This is a genomic window from Proteiniclasticum ruminis DSM 24773 (genome assembly GCF_000701905.1).
GTDB lineage: Bacteria > Bacillota > Clostridia > Clostridiales > Clostridiaceae > Proteiniclasticum > Proteiniclasticum ruminis.
Genome location: NZ_JNKC01000005.1, coordinates 18,278 through 33,278, shown reverse-complemented (window position 1 = coordinate 33,278; position 15,001 = coordinate 18,278). Strand labels below are relative to the sequence as shown.

Sequence of the window (15,001 nt, the reverse complement as noted above, 5' to 3'; positions counted from 1 at the left end):
ATTACTTCTGTTCTCAGAACTTTTACAATATAGCTAAAGAAAGAGAGTATGTAAGGAGGATTTCCCATGAAAAGAAGAAGTAAAATCATCATTGGCATCAGTTCAGTTGTTGTCATCCTCTTCATTGGTGTTTTTGTATCCAGTTTCTTTGGGGGAAGCCTCAACGAAAAATCAGAAGACTGCTCAAGTGTTGCGCCAGGCATGCCGGTAGCACCAGCAGAAGAACCTTCTTATGGAGAAGGAACTCCGGACTATACAGGACGTCCCACCGGCGGCGCTGGAGACAAGATCATCGGCACCTATTCCTTGAATTTTGAAACTTTGACTTTTCCAGAGACCGTAAAAGCTGTAGATGAGCTGGTGGCTCAGTTCAAAGGATACATTGAGTATTCTGAAGTATATAATCAGCCCTCCATGGAAGGCAAGATCTTCAAATATGCCAGATACACCATCAGGATCCCTAAAAATGATGTATCCGCCTTCAATACGGCACTGAAAAATACGGCGCACATCATTTCAGAGAATTCGAACCTTCAAAATGTCACAAGATACTACAACGACACCACCGCAAGGCTGGAGTCGCTGGAAGCCCAGAGAAAGAGACTGAATGAGCTCTATGAGGAAGCAGACCGCATGGAGGATATCATCAACATCGAATCCAGGCTCCAGGACATCATGTACCAGATTGAAAGCCTAAAAGGTGAAATCAACTACCTGAATGAGGCCATAAGTTACAGCACTGTAAGCGTCTATGTTCAAGAAGTGGCGAAGCTTACCACCGGCGAGAGCATCCAGGCAACCCTTTCCGAAAGACTGGGTAAAGCACTCAAAGATTCCTTGGCTTTCTTTGAGGAATCTCTTGTGACCTTTGCCATCGCTGTAATCTACATTCTTCCCTTCCTGGCAGTTCTTTCTGTTCTGGTCTTCATCGCGGTGAAAGTACGGAAGAAGAGAACACCTGCAAAAGGCAAAGAAGCCCTCGGACCTTCCAGTAAAGAGTAAGGATACAGTCTCCTTTCTTTACAGAGAACAGTATGGAACGCTTCGTTTATGAATCATACAACCTCAAAGAGACGATTCTCTCCTCTAAGAAAGAATCGTCTCATTCTTTTGCGGCGAATCCTAGATTATTCAGTGAAAATCATCTAAAATGGAGTGGAAGAACAGATGGGAGGCGTCATGAAATGAAGCTGTCAAGCCGTAGAATTATCGAACTGACTAAAGAGCTGGTGAACATAAAAAGTGTTGTGGGCACAGAAGAGGAAAACCGTGTAAGCGAAAAACTCTATGAAGTGCTTTCTGCACTGCCCTATTATAAAGAACATCCGGAAGACCTGTTTTTTGTGGAGAATCTGGAGGATCCTCAGCGGAGAAACTCTCTCATGGCGGTCCTGAAAGGTCAAAAAGAGGAAAACAGTACTGCAGTGGTGCTCATCGGTCATATTGATACCGTGGGTATATCCGATTATGGCGCTTTGGCCCCTTATGCAACAAATCCGGATCTGCTTCCGGATAAACTGAAGAAATTGGATCTTCCAGAAGCCGTTCAGAAAGACCTTGAAAGTGGAGAGTATCTCTTTGGCCGTGGTGTTCTTGATATGAAGTCCGGTGTGTCAATGATTGCGCATCTTCTGGAAGCTGCTTCTGGCAGTCTTTCTGATTTTTCAGGAAACCTTGTTGCCTGCTTTGTTTCAGATGAAGAAGGAAACTCCAGAGGAATGCTGTCCTGTGTGCCGAAGCTTGTGGAATTAAAAAACAAAGAGAAATTCCACTACACCGTGGCTATTGATACGGACTACACCTCCACAAGGACCCTTCATGATAATAACCGTTATCTTTATGCGGGAACCGTAGGAAAACTGATGCCCAGTTTCTATATCGTGGGCAAAGAAACCCATGTGGGAGACCCTTTCGGGGGCTTGGACGCCAACGAGCTTGCATCCGAGCTTGTGCGAAAGATCAATCTGAATGTGGCCCTTTCAGATGAATCCATGGGAGAAGTGACCGTACCTCCTGTGACTCTCCGTCTGAGAGACCTGAAGCCAGAGTACTCCGTACAGACAAACCGGGATGCTGAAGTTTACTTCAACTACGCCACCCACGGCATCACGCCTGAAAAAGTGCTGGCTCAGCTGAAAAAAGAGGCGGAGGAATCCTTCCAGAGCGTCATCACGAAGCTTCAGGCACAGTACAATGTCTTTACAGAAAGGATGCATCTTCCAAAGGGCACCTTACCCTGGAAAGTCCTTGTGCTGACTTATGAAGAACTCTTTCTTCAAGTGGAGAGAACATTCAAGGATCTTTCAGGACATATGAATGCCTATGCAGAGAAGCTTTTATCCCAAGGAATCACAGATGAGCGTGAAGTCTCCATGCACATGGCCAAGGAGCTCACAAAGATCTCTGGCAGAAAAGAGCCCCTGATGCTTCTTTACTTCTCCCCTCCTTACTATCCTCATATGGCGGTGACAGGAGAAACAGAAGTGGAGAAGAAGCTTCTGAGTATTCTGGAAGGATTCACAGATGAAAATGGTCCCCATCCAGTGGTATTCCGGAAGTTTTATCCTTATATCTCTGATCTCAGCTATTTCTCCCTTCCTGAGGCCGAAGCTGTTGAGGCTCTAAAGAAAAATATGCCAGGATTTTCCGTCTCCTATAAGCTTCCCTTGGAGGAGATCCGAAACCTGAGCCTTCCTGTGGCGAATATCGGACCTTATGGCTTTGATGCCCACCAGTATACAGAGCGTATTGAAAAGGAGTATTCTTTCGAGAAGCTGCCACCGATTTTCTTAAATACAGTGCTGGGACTTCTAGAAAAATAAGTCTATCTTAGAAATCAAATCAAAAAGGAGCAGAGTAAGACATGAATCTTACACTGCTCTAATTTTTTGACTTTATTCGTTCTTTTCTTCTTTAGAAATAAGTCCCGCAACGCCGACCATGGCTGCAAAGAGAAGTCCAGCCAGAGGCCAGATGATCCAAGTGAATCCCCAAAGTCCTGAGGTGAAGCTCCAGTAAAGATAGACAAGGACAATGAGAGGCCAATAAATGCTGCCGATGGTTTCTGCTTTTTTGGATCTCTTCCGCGCTTCCATGGAGTACTCTCCCTTCTTCAGAAGAATATCCATGCTGGACTGCTGTGAACCTGCCAGGACAAAAAGAAATACCGCAGACCCCACAAGAAAGAGAAGCAGCGCCACCGCCATGATGAGCATTTCATCTCTTACATCTAAGATTCCTAGAAGGATCAGTGGAAGCACACTGACAATGCACACGACCACTCCTATGATGATTTTGATCGCCATGGACAGACGGTTTCTCTCCTCTTCATTTCTGAGATAGGTTTCTGCCTGGAAATCCAAGGTAAAATCAGCATTCTTATCCAAATCATACCTGCCGTACTCTACACCGCTCAGAATAAAAAGACCAACGGCTATTGCCACCATGACGATGAGGACAAAAAGACCCAAGGCCATACCACCATTTTGTACACCCAGGAACTCTTTCTCCGTGGACGATAGTATGATGAGCAGTATAGGAGACCAGATGGTGAGTACAACCCCTAAGGCAACTTTATAAGAAGCTTTCTCCCGATTCTCCATGAAATGTGATGCATCTTCCTTGGAAATCACTCTGAGGTTTTTTCTTTTATTCTCCTGATGCATGAAATTTGTAAGCCCCAGTTCCTCGGCTATTTCTTCTAAATTACCAAACTCAGATATAACAATACCGATGGCTTCATTCTCGCTCCTGCCCTCGCGTTTCAGCTCCTGGTATTTATCTTCCATCATGCTGAGAAGTTCTTCCTTTGCACGTCTAACTTCTGGATTCTTCGGCAGATGCAGAAACATGTTTTCTAGATAAGTTCTGATGGTGTCCATTCTATTCTCCCCTCTCAATAAAGCGTTCAATGACTTTTTTTGTCAGTGACCATTCAGCACATTTTTCTTTGTAATACGCTCTTCCTTCTTCAGTAATCTGATAATAGGTCCTTCTTTTGCCGCCGGTTTCATCTCCATAAAAGGAAGTGACCAGACCATTTTTCTCCAATCTCTGAAAAACTGCATACAGCGTAGTTTCTTTCATGGTATAGATGCCACTGCTGGTTTCTTTGATTCTCTTTGCCAGCTCATAGCCATAGGAAGGCTCCTGAAGCAGAAGGTAAAGGACCATGGTATCATTGTATCCCCGTAGGACATCCGAACTGATCAAACGCTCATCCCCTTTACTATTTCATCTGATGTAGTACTTTTACTCTATCAGATGCAGTACATCTGGTCAAGTACTTTACTTAAAAAAACATCCCACAGTTCCATTGAACCATGGGATGTTTTTTTAAGGTTTCCAGGAGACTTCGCCAAACTTTCTGAACCGCTCATATCGGTTCTGCAGCATCGTCTCCACGGAAGTTTCTTTCATTTTACCGATGAATCTGTCGAGGATTTCTTCCATCCTCAGGAGAACTTCAGATAAATTCTCTGAAATGTCCTCTCCTTCAGGAATGATCCCTTCGATGATGTGTAGAGCATATAGATCTTCAGCGGTGATTTTCATGATATCGCTGGCTTCTTTTGCTCTTTTTGCATCCTTGTACAGTATCGAAGAAAACCCTTCTGGGGATAAGATAGAATAGATGGCATGCTCCAGCATATACACCTCATCTCCTGAGGCGAGAGCTAATGCACCGCCACTTCCGCCTTCTCCGGTGATGATGGAAAGAATCGGCACCCGGAGGGATGCGCTTTCAAAGAGGCATCTGGCAATGGCTTCCCCTTGTCCTCGTTCTTCCGCTTCCACTGCACATCCGGCGCCTTTGGTGTCCACAAACATAAATACCGGCCGATTGAATTTTTCAGCCTGCTTCATGAGCCTCAGCGCTTTTCGGTAGCCTTCCGGATTGGGGCTGCCGAAGTTTCGGCGTATGTTCTCCTCCATGTCTTTTCCTTTGGTGATGGAGATCACCGTCACGGGAATGCCTTTATAAAAAGCGATTCCGCCATAGACAGCACCATCCTCTCCATAAAGCCGGTCCCCTTTCTGCTCCACGAACTCCTGAAACAGATGATTCATAAAATCATGAGGCAGAGGTCTTTTCTTATCTCTGGCCTTCAGTACATGTTCCCAGGCGTTCATAAAGCCCCTCCTTCATGGATCCTTAAAATCCTGCCAAGATATTTTCGAAGCTCTTCTCTTTTCACCACTGCATCCAGAAATCCTTTCTGCAGAAGAAACTCAGCACTTTGAAAGTCCTCGGGCAGTTTCTTTTTGATGGTGCCTTCGATAACTCTTCTTCCAGCAAATCCTATGAGGGTCTTGGGTTCTGCAATGATGAAATCTCCCAGCATCGCAAAGGAAGCCGTAACGCCACCAGTGGTGGGATCTGTCGGTACAGAAATATAGAGAAGACCTTCCTCATGGTGCTTTTTCAGGGCATAGGACACCTTTGTCATCTGCATCAGAGACATGATGCCTTCCTGCATCCTGGCGCCACCAGAGGCGGAGAACAGAATGAGGGGTAGCTTATAGAAGGTGGCAAACTCCACCAGAGAGGCTGCTTTCTCCCCTACGGCAGAGCCCATGCTGCCCATGATGAAACTGGCATCCATGACACCAACTGCCACCTTCACTCCATCGATCTTTCCGTAACCGGTGACCAGGGCTTCTGTGAGACCAGAGCTTTTTTGCACCTGTTCGATCTTCTTCTCGTAATCTGGAAAATCCAGTGGATTTTTCCCCACAATCCGGTCATTGATTTCCCGGAAGGTGGATGGATCCAGAATCATGTCAATGCGTTCCCAGGCACCCATGCGTTCATATCCGCCGCATTTGGGGCAGATCTTCAGGTTTTTCTCCAGGTCTTCCCGAAGAACCAGTTTCTCGCAGTGTCTGCATTTATGATAAAGCCCTTCAGGGATAGACGGAGTGAGAACCTCTACCGCTTCAGGAGATGGGGTTTCCACTCCATGGGTATGCAGTGCGAAGTATTTCCGTTCTTTTTTAAACAGCGCCATCTACAGTCCCCCTTTGGAAAGAATCCAGGCTCAGCGTATGATACTCTCCGCTTTGGAAAAAGCTTTCCCGGAGAAGATCCTCCTGATAGCTCTGATTGGTCACAATACCTTCGATGCTCAGTTCATAAAGAGCACTTTGCATTTTAAGAATGGCCTCTTCTCTATTTTTTCCATGAACGATGAGCTTTGCCACCATGGCATCATAGTAGGGCAGAATCCGTAGGCCCTGATAGCAACCGCTGTCCACCCGGATGTCTTTTCCGGAGGGAAAGTGCAGGAAGCTGATGAGACCTGGGGATGGCATAAATCCGTTGTCCGGATCTTCCGCGTTGATTCTGCACTCAATGGCATGGCCTGTAAGTTTCAGCTCTTCCTGTGAAACAGACAGAGGATGGCCCAAGGCGATCCGGATCTGCTCTTTGATGAGATCCACTCCGGTGATCATTTCCGTCACTGGATGCTCCACCTGAATTCTGGTGTTCATTTCCATGAAGTAGAAATTCTCCTCACGGTCCACCAAAAACTCAATGGTGCCCGCTCCAAGGTAATCCGAAGCTTCAGCAAGGCGCACAGCCGCTTCCCCCATTTTTTTCCGGAGGGTTTCGGAAAGCTTTGGTGAGGGTGCTTCTTCCAGCACCTTTTGCTTTCTTCTTTGCAGGGAGCAGTCTCTTTCAAAAAGATGGATGGTGTTTCCATGCTGATCTCTTAGAATCTGGAACTCGATATGTCTCGGATTTTTCAGGTACCGTTCCATATAGACGCCATCTTCTCCAAAATTCGCCAGAGCTTCTTTCTTTGCCCCGAGATATGCACTCTTCAGTTCCTCTTCTTTTTCCACGATGCGGATGCCCTTGCCGCCGCCACCACTGGAAGCTTTGATAAGCAGAGGATAGCCGATGGTTTCTGCAGTGGTCTTTGCTTCCTCCAAAGAATGCACTTCTCCTTCTGATCCAGGGACCACAGGGACCTCTGCCTTCTTTGCCAGGGATTTTGCCATGGACTTATCTCCCATTTGAAGCATGGTTTCTTCACTAGGACCGATGAATCCGATGCTGCATTCCCGGAGAAGTTTTCGGAAGGTTGGATTCTCCGACAGAAAACCATAGCCAGGATGCACCAGATTCGCACCGGAGTGCACAGCGCTCATGAGGATATTCTCCATGTTCAGGTAGCTTTCGGAGGAATGCTTCTCTCCGATGCAGTAGGCCTCATCCGCCAGCTTCACATGGAGGGCGTCTTCTTCCGCTTTCGCATAAACCGCCACCGTCTCTATATTCATCTCATGGGCAGCCCGGATGATCCGGACTGCGATTTCTCCACGATTGGCAATGAGTATTTTCAAAATAACCACCTATCCTAACATAAAAGTAAGTTCTGCTTCGCAGACAAGATCCTCTCCCACATACGCCATGCCTTTTCCTTTTCCAAAGGAACGCTTGAGTTTTTCAATGGTGACTTCCAGCCGGAGGGTATCTCCTGGCACCACCTGTTTCCTGAACTTCACATTGTTCATCCCACCAAAAAATGGGGTCTTGTCTTTGTTCTCAGGCATACATAAGATGCCATATCCTCCTGCTTGAGCTAAAGCTTCCACAATGAGGACCCCAGGCATCACCGGGTAGTCCGGATAATGTCCTCGGAAGAATTCTTCGTTGTAAGTGACGTTTTTCAGCGCCACCACCTTTTCTCCTGGCTCGCAGGAGAGGATTCTGTCGATGAGAAGAAACGGAGGTCTATGGGGCAGCACTTTCATGATTTCTCTGATGTCCATCTCCATTTTAAACCTCCTCCAGAAGAAACATGGTTTTTCCAAAATCCACTGCTTCTCCATCCTTCATATGGATTTTCCTTACAACGCCATCACAAGGACTCTTGATTTCATTCATGACCTTCATGGCTTCCAGAATGCAGAGCACCTGTCCTTTCTTCACTGTATCCCCTAAGTTTACAAAAGGATCTTCATCTTCTCCTGGTCTTGCATAAAATGTACCCACAAGAGGTGCGTTCACCTGAATGAGCCCTTCCAGACTCTCTTCCAGTGTAGTGGAAGGCTCCTCTTTTTCAGTGGTTGTCTCAGGCTGTGTCCGAACAAAAGATTTTTTAGCTGCAGTCTCCTGCTTCACATAGGATTCTTCGGAATAGTCCTGTCCTCTTTTAGCCTCAAAGAGATCTCCAGAGAGCTGCACTTTCAGCTGAGTCAGGTCTGAATCCTGAAACTTTTCAAGAAGCAGCAGTATTTCTTTCAGATCCATCTACTTTCCCTCCCATTTCTTAAAGAGAAGAGACGCATTATGACCGCCAAATCCCAGGGAGTTGGAGAGCACATACTGAAGATCCTTCTTAAGGTTTTTTCCGATGATGACATTGGCTTTCACTTCTTCATCGATTTCTTTTGTGTTCACCGTCGCTGGAATGAATCCTTCCTGAATCGCAATGATGGAAATGATGGACTCTACAGCCCCTGCTGCGCCAAGAAGATGTCCTGTCATGGATTTGGTGCTGGATACGGGTGTTTTGTCTCCAAAAAGATTCATCACAGCCATGGATTCCAGACGGTCATTCATCGGAGTGCTGGTTCCATGGGCATTGATGTAGGATACTTCTGAGGGGTCGATGGAAGCTTCCTCCAGCGCTTTCTTCATGGCCATATAGGCCCCTAGAGCTTCAGGATGAGGCTGTGTCATATGATAAGCATCGGTGGTGGCGCCATAGCCCACCACTTCTCCATAAATCGTCGCGCCTCTTTTCAGTGCTTCTTCCAGATCTTCCAAAATAAGAGCGCCTGCACCTTCTCCCATGACAAATCCTGCCCGGTCTTTGTCAAAAGGAATGGATGCTTTCAGAACATCGGTGGTTTCATTCAGTGCTTTCATGTTGGAGAATCCAGCCACAGCCATGGGTGTGATGGATCCTTCAGACCCTCCAACGATGGCTGCCTTGGTATAGCCATGTTTGATGGCGCGGAAGCCTTCTCCGATGGAATGGGTCCCAGATGCGCAAGCGCTGACCGGTGCAAAGGAAATTCCCATGGCTTTGTAACGCATGGAAATCTCTCCTGCTGCCATATTGAGAATGTTCATGGGAATGAAGAATGGAGATACTCTGCCTGGACCTTTTTCCATATACTTTTTCATATTCTCTTCCATGGTGGTAAGGCCTCCGATGCCCGAGGTCACATAAATGCTCACATCAAATGGATCATAGGCATCCATGAGATTCGCATCCTTCACTGCTTCTTCACAGGCAGCTACAGCAAGTTTTGTGAATCGGTCCATACGTCTGGCTTCTTTTTTTCCGATGAGCTCATCCAGTCCCTCGAACTTCACTTCACAGGCCAGAGTCGCTTTGAATCCTTCTGTGTCAAATTGTGTGATTTTTGCTACACCGGAGGTGCCATTTCTAAGGCTCTCCTTCAGCTCTTCCACACTGTTTCCGATGGGGTTTACAGTCCCCATTCCTGTTATGACTACTCTTCTCATGTCTGTACTCCTCCTAAAGGCTCATGCCGCCATCTACTTTGATGACTTGACCGGTGATATAGGCACTTTCTTCTCCAGCCAGGAAATAGGCAAGGTTTGCCACATCTTCTGTCTTTCCCAGATGCCCCAGTGAAATTCTCTCATAGAGGGATTCTTTGACTTTGTCGCTGAGGACATCTGTCATCTCCGTCTCAATGAACCCGGGGGCAATGGCGTTGCAGGTGATGTTTCTTTTTCCCAGTTCTTTCGCCATGGACAGGGTAAACCCGATGAGTCCCGCTTTAGAGGCTGCGTAATTGCTTTGCCCTGCATTTCCATGGATCCCCACCACAGAAGAAATATTGATGATTCTTCCTTGACGCTTCTTCATCATGTGGGATGTCACTTCTTTGGTCATCTGGAATGCCCCTAATAGATTCACCTCCAGAACGGACATGAAGTCTTCCTCTTTCATTCTCATAAGAAGTCCATCTTTTGTGATTCCTGCGTTGTTGATGAGAACATCAATCTGGCCAAAGGCTTCTACTGCTTTCTGAACCATTTCTTTGGCAACTTCTGATTTTGACACATCTCCTTGGACAACCAGATAGGAGGCGTTCATTTCCTCCAGTTCCTCAATCAGCGCCGAAGGTTCCCGGTTCACATAATTCACCACCACATTGTAGCCGTTTCTCGCAAAATGAGTGGCGCAGGCTTTACCGATGCCTCTGCCGCTTCCTGTGATGATACAAGTCTTTTTTGACATAATTACCTCTCCTTCACTCTTCTAACTGCTTCTTTGAACTGTTCCACACTGCTCACAAGGACCACTTCTCCTGGCACCTTGTTCTGCTTGAGAATGGACGCCATGGCTTTTCCAGGTCCAAGGACCACATGAAGATCCTCTTCTTTCTTTTCCATAGAAGAGAGGATACTAGACAGTCTTACGGGATGATCCACATGATCGGAAAGAAGTTTTCTGAAGTCATCCCCTCTTTCATAGAGGTTCCCTTTGACATTGGCATAGACTGGAATTTCTGGTGGGAAGAACTTGATGTTTTTCAGATATTCTCCATAATAAAGAGCCGCTTTTTCCATATATTTCGTATGGAAAGCACCGGAAACGGAAAGGAAAGTGACTTTCTTTGCGCCCTTTTCCTTCAGTTTTGAAAGAATCTCCTCTTTCTTCTGTGCATCTCCCCCCACAACCAGCTGATTGGGCGCATTATAGTTTGAGACATAGACGTTTTCTGTGGTGGAGACCGCTTCTTCCACAAGAGACTCCTCCAGGAAAGAAACTGCGGCTAGAAACCCTTCTTTCTCCTTGGCTGCCAAGGACATGAAATAGGAACGCTTTTTCAGCATTTTCACTGTATCCAGCTGCCGAACTGCTCCACTGTAAGCAAGAGCTGCATATTCTCCTAGACTGATGCCCATGACTTCATCTGCAAAGATCCCTTCTTCCGAAAGAAGCTTTGCGATGCCAAAGCTCATGGAAAAGATGGCCAGCTGCGCATTCTCCGTTTCAGAAAGCGCATCCGGATCCTTCAGGATTTCTAAAAGAGGCAGATCTGCGACGAGGGCCACTTCCTCCTGAAGTTTTTTATAGGAATCGAAGGATTCGTAAAAATCCATGCCCATATTCTCATATTGTGCCCCCTGTCCGGGGAAGTAAAAGCGTATTGCCATCTGTCCATGTCTCCTTTTTTATCGTTACTCTATGCTTTTCACATCTTTCAGAAGATGAGCCATGAGTTCATCGCAGGTGCCGCGTTTTGATACAAGCCCTGCAATCTGACCTGCCATGAAGGATCCTTTTTCCAAGTCTCCCACAATGACAGACTGGTAGAGAGATCCTCTTCCAAGAGTGTCATAGTCTTCCAGAGAACCGCCATTTTTTTCCAGCTCTTCAAATCTTCTTGTCAGTTTATTTCTGAGCACCTGTACAGGATGTCCTGTAAACCGTCCGGTGACGGTGGTGTCGAGATCTCCTGCTTTTTCCACCATGGCTTTGTAATTCTCATGGGCTCTGCATTCATCTGCCAGGATGAAGTAGGTGCCTAGCTGTACGCCTTCCGCACCGAGAATGAAAGCCGCATCGACACCTCGATGGTCTCCGATGCCTCCAGCCATGACCACAGGAATGGATACCGCATCACAAACCTGAGGAGTCAGCACCATGGAAGAAAGCTTTCCGATGTGTCCTCCTGCTTCATTTCCTTCTGCGATGACGCCATCTGCGCCAAACTTCTCCATTTTCTTAGCAAGTGCCACAGAAGGAATCACAGGAAACACTTTAATGCCCGCCTGATGAAACCTTTCGATGTATTTTCCAGGGTTTCCGGCACCCGTTGTGACCATGGCCACTTTCTCTTCCAGCACCACTTCGATGACTTCATCTTTATAGGGGCTGAGCAGCATGATGTTGACGCCAAAGGGTTTATCCGTTAAGGCTTTTGCTTTTCGGATCTCTTCCCGGATGATATGCCCTTCCGCATTGCCTCCGGCGATGATGCCAAGGCCTCCAGCGTTGGAGACTGCAGCAGCTAGAGCTCCATCGGAGAGCCAGGCCATGGCTCCCTGGAACACGGGATACTTAATTCCCAGCAGTTCACATATACGATTCTTCATAGTGCACCTCTATTACGCTTCTTTTGCTTTTTCGATGTAACGTACAACATCCTCAACTGTCTTCATTTCTTCTGTTTCTTCCATACTGATGTCAAACTCTTCTTCCAGCTGCATCACAAGTTCCACAAGATCCAAAGAATCGATGCCAAGGGCTTCAAATGATGCCTCCATGGTCACTTCTTCTCCAGACAGGTTCAGTTCCTTCATGAGTATTTCCTTTACTTTTTCAAAAATCATTGATAATTCCTCCAAAATTTTATTTTTTTATGTAAGATAGGATCTAGGACTCAATGGTCCATGTCAAATAACATGCCCCATAAGTGAGACCACCACCAAAACCAACCATACCGATTTTTTGACCCTTTTTGAGGAGTTTCTTCCGATTCATCTCATCCAGCGCAATGGCAATGGATGCCGCGGATGTGTTCCCCACGTGATCGATGTTCATATAGAACTTCTCCAGAGGGAGCTGAAGTTTCTTTGCTGCTGCTTGAATGATTCTAAAGTTCGCCTGATGGGGAATCACATGATCCAGGGAAGAAACACTGCCTCCACCCTTCTCCACAGCTTCACTGAGTACTTCTGGCAAAATATTCACTGCAAACTTATAGACTTCCTTTCCATCCATGGCGATATACTGGGAATAAGGTTCACTTTTTTCCAGTATATTCTCTACTTTAAAAGTTCCAGTGGAAAGACATTCCCCTTTAGAACCGTCTGCGCCAGTGACAACATGGAATGCATTATCTCCACTGTCAAGCACCACCGCTCCTGCTCCGTCACCAAAAAGCACACAGCTCTTTCTGTCTGTAAAATCTGTTATTTTAGAAAGCACTTCCGTACCTATGAGAAGAATTTTCTTTTTCTGTCCCATTTGAAGAAGAGCTCCAGCCAGTTCCAGTCCATAAATGAATCCAGAGCATGCCGCATTGAGATCAAGGCAGGATGCCCCGGGCACGCCAAGCTTTGCCTGGATGTAGCTGCTGGTGTTTGGCACCAGACTTTCAGGGGTTGTTGTCGCCACGAGAATGCAGTCAATTTCCGACGCATCTACTCCGGCATTCTCCAATGCTCGCTTCGCTGCGAAATACCCCATATCGCCTGTGTTTTCCGATGCATTCGAAAAATGACGGCTTCTGATTCCAGTTCTTGTATAAATCCACTCATCACTGGTTTCCACAATTTTTTCCATATCTTCATTGCTGTATGCTGTTTCTGGAAGGTAACTTCCTGTTCCGATGATTCTCGCCATATGTTCCGCCTCCCATTTCCTTTGAATTAAAAAATATTTGACTTTCAAACTATATACCTATTGTACCTTCCCGCTCGAACCTCCTTACAATAAAATTAACAGGTTTTTTCTCTCATTATCTTCATATACCTCTATTTTTCTCTTATTTATATAAATTCAGATTTTAAAGATTTTATAAGAATTACACGGGTGTTTCCGTGGCCTGATCTCCTGATTCCCATGGTTTTTTGAAAAGAACGCAAAAAAAAAACACCCGAAGGTGTTTTAAGAAATGTGTGGATTCTCAGCATGGATCTACGCTTGGTATTCTTCTTTGAAAGCTTCTTTTGCAGACAAGAGACCTATAAATACCAGGAAAACATAATACACCATCACCACCTGAATGTTGAAGAGCGCCTGGACCAGATATCCGGTGACCGAAGCCATGAGTGGAACATAAGCTGGATGACTCTTCAGTTTTCCATAGCCTTTCTTGAGCGTTCTTCTCAAAAAAGCCAGGTAAAAAATAAGAGATGGAATTCCGGAGGAAACGGCAATGTTGAGATACTCGTTGTGCGCTTTGTCCCAATTCATATACCGGCCGAAATCATAGATGATCTGAGGTCTGAAGTTTTCATTCATCGCAAGGTACATGGTGTCCAGGCCATGACCAATGAGAGGTTTCATACGGATCAGCTCTATGGATTTCCCCCATAGATATACCCGATAGGATCCGCCCATTTCAGCCCCTTCTTCCTGCCTAACAATTTTGGAGAAGTCCAGAAAGATGGAAAGAAAACGGGTGAGAAATGTGTCCCCTGAAGTGAGCATAAAGAATCCGAGGACTGCGAAGGACGCAATGATGACGGTGAGGACTCTTCTGATCTCACGTTTCTGAAACCCGTAGGCCTGCCGATGGTAGAAAAGAAAAGACAGAAGTCCGATAAAGCTGCCAATCCAGGCCCCACGGGTTCTCGTGGCGAGGAGGGCTAGAAAAATGATCATATAGGCCGCGAGCCCTGCTTTTTTCTCTTTGTAAAAGTAGAGATAAAGAGGCACAGGCAAAGACAGCGTCAGATAGGATCCCAGGAAGTTCGGGTTTCCCATGGTGGAAAAGGCGAGCCCCACCCAGTCCATATGGTAAATTCTGTGGGGGACTGGATCAATCTTATAAAACTGCAGGATGGCATAAATCGACACAAGGACTGAAGTCACCGTAAGGGCTTGAAAAAAGTACCGCTGGATGCCTTTGGCGTTTCGTGCCATGAGATAGGCAAACACGTAAAGAATCAGTGCAAGGAACCCATCATGCCGATAGGAGGACCCCCAAAAGGAAATATAGGGACTGATGGACAGAACCGTTGCAATCCCTGCAAGAAGAACATAGGCGCCCAGATAGATGTTTTCTCTGTCCGGTTCCACGAGATGAAGAGCATCTCTGTTTCTGAGCCAGACGTATAAAAAGAAAACAGATAAAAAAGCGAGAAGAATCAGCTTCGGCCACATAGTCTCTAATTTTCCATCCACCGGTACCGTACAGAGCGGCACCAGGCAGAGTACAGATAGAATGAGAATGTTCATGAGTTTATTCGGATTGGTCTTTTGATTCACAGTTGTATCTCCCCTTATCTTCCTAGTTTCTGGGATGGGCTCATAGATGTCTATTGTAC

The 15,001-nt window shown here is 46.2% G+C and carries 16 protein-coding genes; 2 read left to right on the top strand and 14 right to left on the bottom strand.

What is annotated here, in order from left to right; translation table 11 throughout:
* The first annotated feature begins 66 nt into the window (after positions 1-66).
* The gene (locus tag T487_RS0106855; protein WP_031575698.1) at positions 67-1,002 is read left to right on the top strand and encodes a DUF4349 domain-containing protein; all 936 of its coding nucleotides are present in this window, start codon (positions 67-69) and stop codon (positions 1,000-1,002) included.
* A gap of 182 nt (positions 1,003-1,184) precedes the next feature.
* Positions 1,185-2,822, top strand: coding sequence for a M20/M25/M40 family metallo-hydrolase (locus T487_RS0106850; RefSeq protein ID WP_031575695.1), 1,638 nt, complete (start codon positions 1,185-1,187; stop codon positions 2,820-2,822).
* Positions 2,823-2,894: 72 nt separating this feature from the next.
* Here the strand turns inward: T487_RS0106850 and T487_RS0106845 are convergent, their stop codons facing one another.
* The 14 genes from T487_RS0106845 to T487_RS0106780 form a co-directional block, all read right to left on the bottom strand.
* A complete protein-coding gene (locus tag T487_RS0106845) occupies positions 2,895-3,881 on the bottom strand; it encodes a permease prefix domain 1-containing protein (protein WP_031575692.1) in 987 nt (328 codons plus the stop codon).
* Position 3,882: 1 nt separating this feature from the next.
* Positions 3,883-4,212: a PadR family transcriptional regulator gene (locus T487_RS0106840; RefSeq protein ID WP_031575689.1), complete on the bottom strand. Its 330-nt coding sequence runs from the start codon at positions 4,210-4,212 to the stop codon at positions 3,883-3,885.
* Between the two features lie 123 nt (positions 4,213-4,335).
* Positions 4,336-5,133 (bottom strand): carboxyltransferase subunit alpha, encoded by a 798-nt coding sequence (gene accA, locus T487_RS0106835; RefSeq protein WP_031575685.1) that lies wholly within the window; start codon positions 5,131-5,133, stop codon positions 4,336-4,338.
* A complete protein-coding gene (accD, locus tag T487_RS0106830) occupies positions 5,130-6,011 on the bottom strand; it encodes an acetyl-CoA carboxylase, carboxyltransferase subunit beta (RefSeq protein ID WP_031575682.1) in 882 nt (293 codons plus the stop codon). The genes accA and accD overlap by 4 nt, the downstream gene beginning before the upstream one ends.
* Positions 5,998-7,353: an acetyl-CoA carboxylase biotin carboxylase subunit gene (accC, locus tag T487_RS0106825; RefSeq protein WP_423219167.1), complete on the bottom strand. Its 1,356-nt coding sequence runs from the start codon at positions 7,351-7,353 to the stop codon at positions 5,998-6,000. Before accC ends, accD begins: the two co-directional genes overlap by 14 nt.
* 9 nt (positions 7,354-7,362) lie before the next feature.
* A complete protein-coding gene (fabZ, locus tag T487_RS0106820; RefSeq protein WP_036909311.1) occupies positions 7,363-7,782 on the bottom strand; it encodes a 3-hydroxyacyl-ACP dehydratase FabZ in 420 nt (139 codons plus the stop codon).
* A gap of 7 nt (positions 7,783-7,789) precedes the next feature.
* Entirely contained in the window at positions 7,790-8,263 is a 474-nt protein-coding gene (gene accB, locus T487_RS0106815; protein WP_031575674.1) for an acetyl-CoA carboxylase biotin carboxyl carrier protein, read from the bottom strand.
* Positions 8,264-9,490 carry a beta-ketoacyl-ACP synthase II gene (fabF, locus tag T487_RS0106810; protein ID WP_031575671.1) on the bottom strand — a complete coding sequence of 409 codons (1,227 nt, stop codon included), beginning with the start codon at positions 9,488-9,490 and terminating at the stop codon, positions 8,264-8,266.
* 13 nt (positions 9,491-9,503) lie between these two features.
* Positions 9,504-10,238, bottom strand: coding sequence for a 3-oxoacyl-[acyl-carrier-protein] reductase (gene fabG, locus T487_RS0106805; protein WP_423219169.1), 735 nt, complete (start codon positions 10,236-10,238; stop codon positions 9,504-9,506).
* Positions 10,238-11,158, bottom strand: a complete 921-nt coding sequence (locus T487_RS0106800) for an ACP S-malonyltransferase (RefSeq protein WP_031575667.1) — start codon at positions 11,156-11,158, stop codon at positions 10,238-10,240. Before T487_RS0106800 ends, fabG begins: the two co-directional genes overlap by 1 nt.
* 24 nt (positions 11,159-11,182) lie before the next feature.
* The gene (gene fabK, locus T487_RS0106795; RefSeq protein ID WP_031575665.1) at positions 11,183-12,100 is read right to left on the bottom strand and encodes an enoyl-[acyl-carrier-protein] reductase FabK; all 918 of its coding nucleotides are present in this window, start codon (positions 12,098-12,100) and stop codon (positions 11,183-11,185) included.
* Between the two features lie 12 nt (positions 12,101-12,112).
* Complete coding sequence (gene acpP, locus T487_RS0106790) at positions 12,113-12,337, bottom strand: acyl carrier protein (RefSeq protein ID WP_031575663.1); 225 nt, start codon at positions 12,335-12,337, stop codon at positions 12,113-12,115.
* Between the two features lie 43 nt (positions 12,338-12,380).
* Positions 12,381-13,352, bottom strand: a complete 972-nt coding sequence (locus T487_RS0106785) for a beta-ketoacyl-ACP synthase III (protein ID WP_031575660.1) — start codon at positions 13,350-13,352, stop codon at positions 12,381-12,383.
* A 294-nt stretch (positions 13,353-13,646) separates the two neighbouring features.
* Entirely contained in the window at positions 13,647-14,942 is a 1,296-nt protein-coding gene (locus T487_RS0106780; protein ID WP_031575657.1) for an O-antigen ligase family protein, read from the bottom strand.
* Positions 14,943-15,001: the final 59 nt, after the last annotated feature.

Bases quoted from the DNA above. Each gene is read 5' to 3' on its own strand.
- T487_RS0106850 (WP_031575695.1), top strand. From the start codon at position 1,185: ATGAAGCTGTCAAGCCGTAGAATTATCGAACTGACTAAAGAGCTGGTG.
- T487_RS0106800 (WP_031575667.1), bottom strand. From the start codon at position 11,158: ATGGCAATACGCTTTTACTTCCCCGGACAGGGGGCACAATATGAGAAT.
- T487_RS0106785 (WP_031575660.1), bottom strand. From the start codon at position 13,352: ATGGCGAGAATCATCGGAACAGGAAGTTACCTTCCAGAAACAGCATAC.
- accB (WP_031575674.1), bottom strand. From the start codon at position 8,263: ATGGATCTGAAAGAAATACTGCTGCTTCTTGAAAAGTTTCAGGATTCA.
- accA (WP_031575685.1), bottom strand. From the start codon at position 5,133: ATGAACGCCTGGGAACATGTACTGAAGGCCAGAGATAAGAAAAGACCT.
- T487_RS0106855 (WP_031575698.1), top strand. From the start codon at position 67: ATGAAAAGAAGAAGTAAAATCATCATTGGCATCAGTTCAGTTGTTGTC.
- fabZ (WP_036909311.1), bottom strand. From the start codon at position 7,782: ATGGACATCAGAGAAATCATGAAAGTGCTGCCCCATAGACCTCCGTTT.
- accD (WP_031575682.1), bottom strand. From the start codon at position 6,011: ATGGCGCTGTTTAAAAAAGAACGGAAATACTTCGCACTGCATACCCAT.
- acpP (WP_031575663.1), bottom strand. From the start codon at position 12,337: ATGATTTTTGAAAAAGTAAAGGAAATACTCATGAAGGAACTGAACCTG.
- T487_RS0106845 (WP_031575692.1), bottom strand. From the start codon at position 3,881: ATGGACACCATCAGAACTTATCTAGAAAACATGTTTCTGCATCTGCCG.
- fabF (WP_031575671.1), bottom strand. From the start codon at position 9,490: ATGAGAAGAGTAGTCATAACAGGAATGGGGACTGTAAACCCCATCGGA.
- fabK (WP_031575665.1), bottom strand. From the start codon at position 12,100: ATGAAGAATCGTATATGTGAACTGCTGGGAATTAAGTATCCCGTGTTC.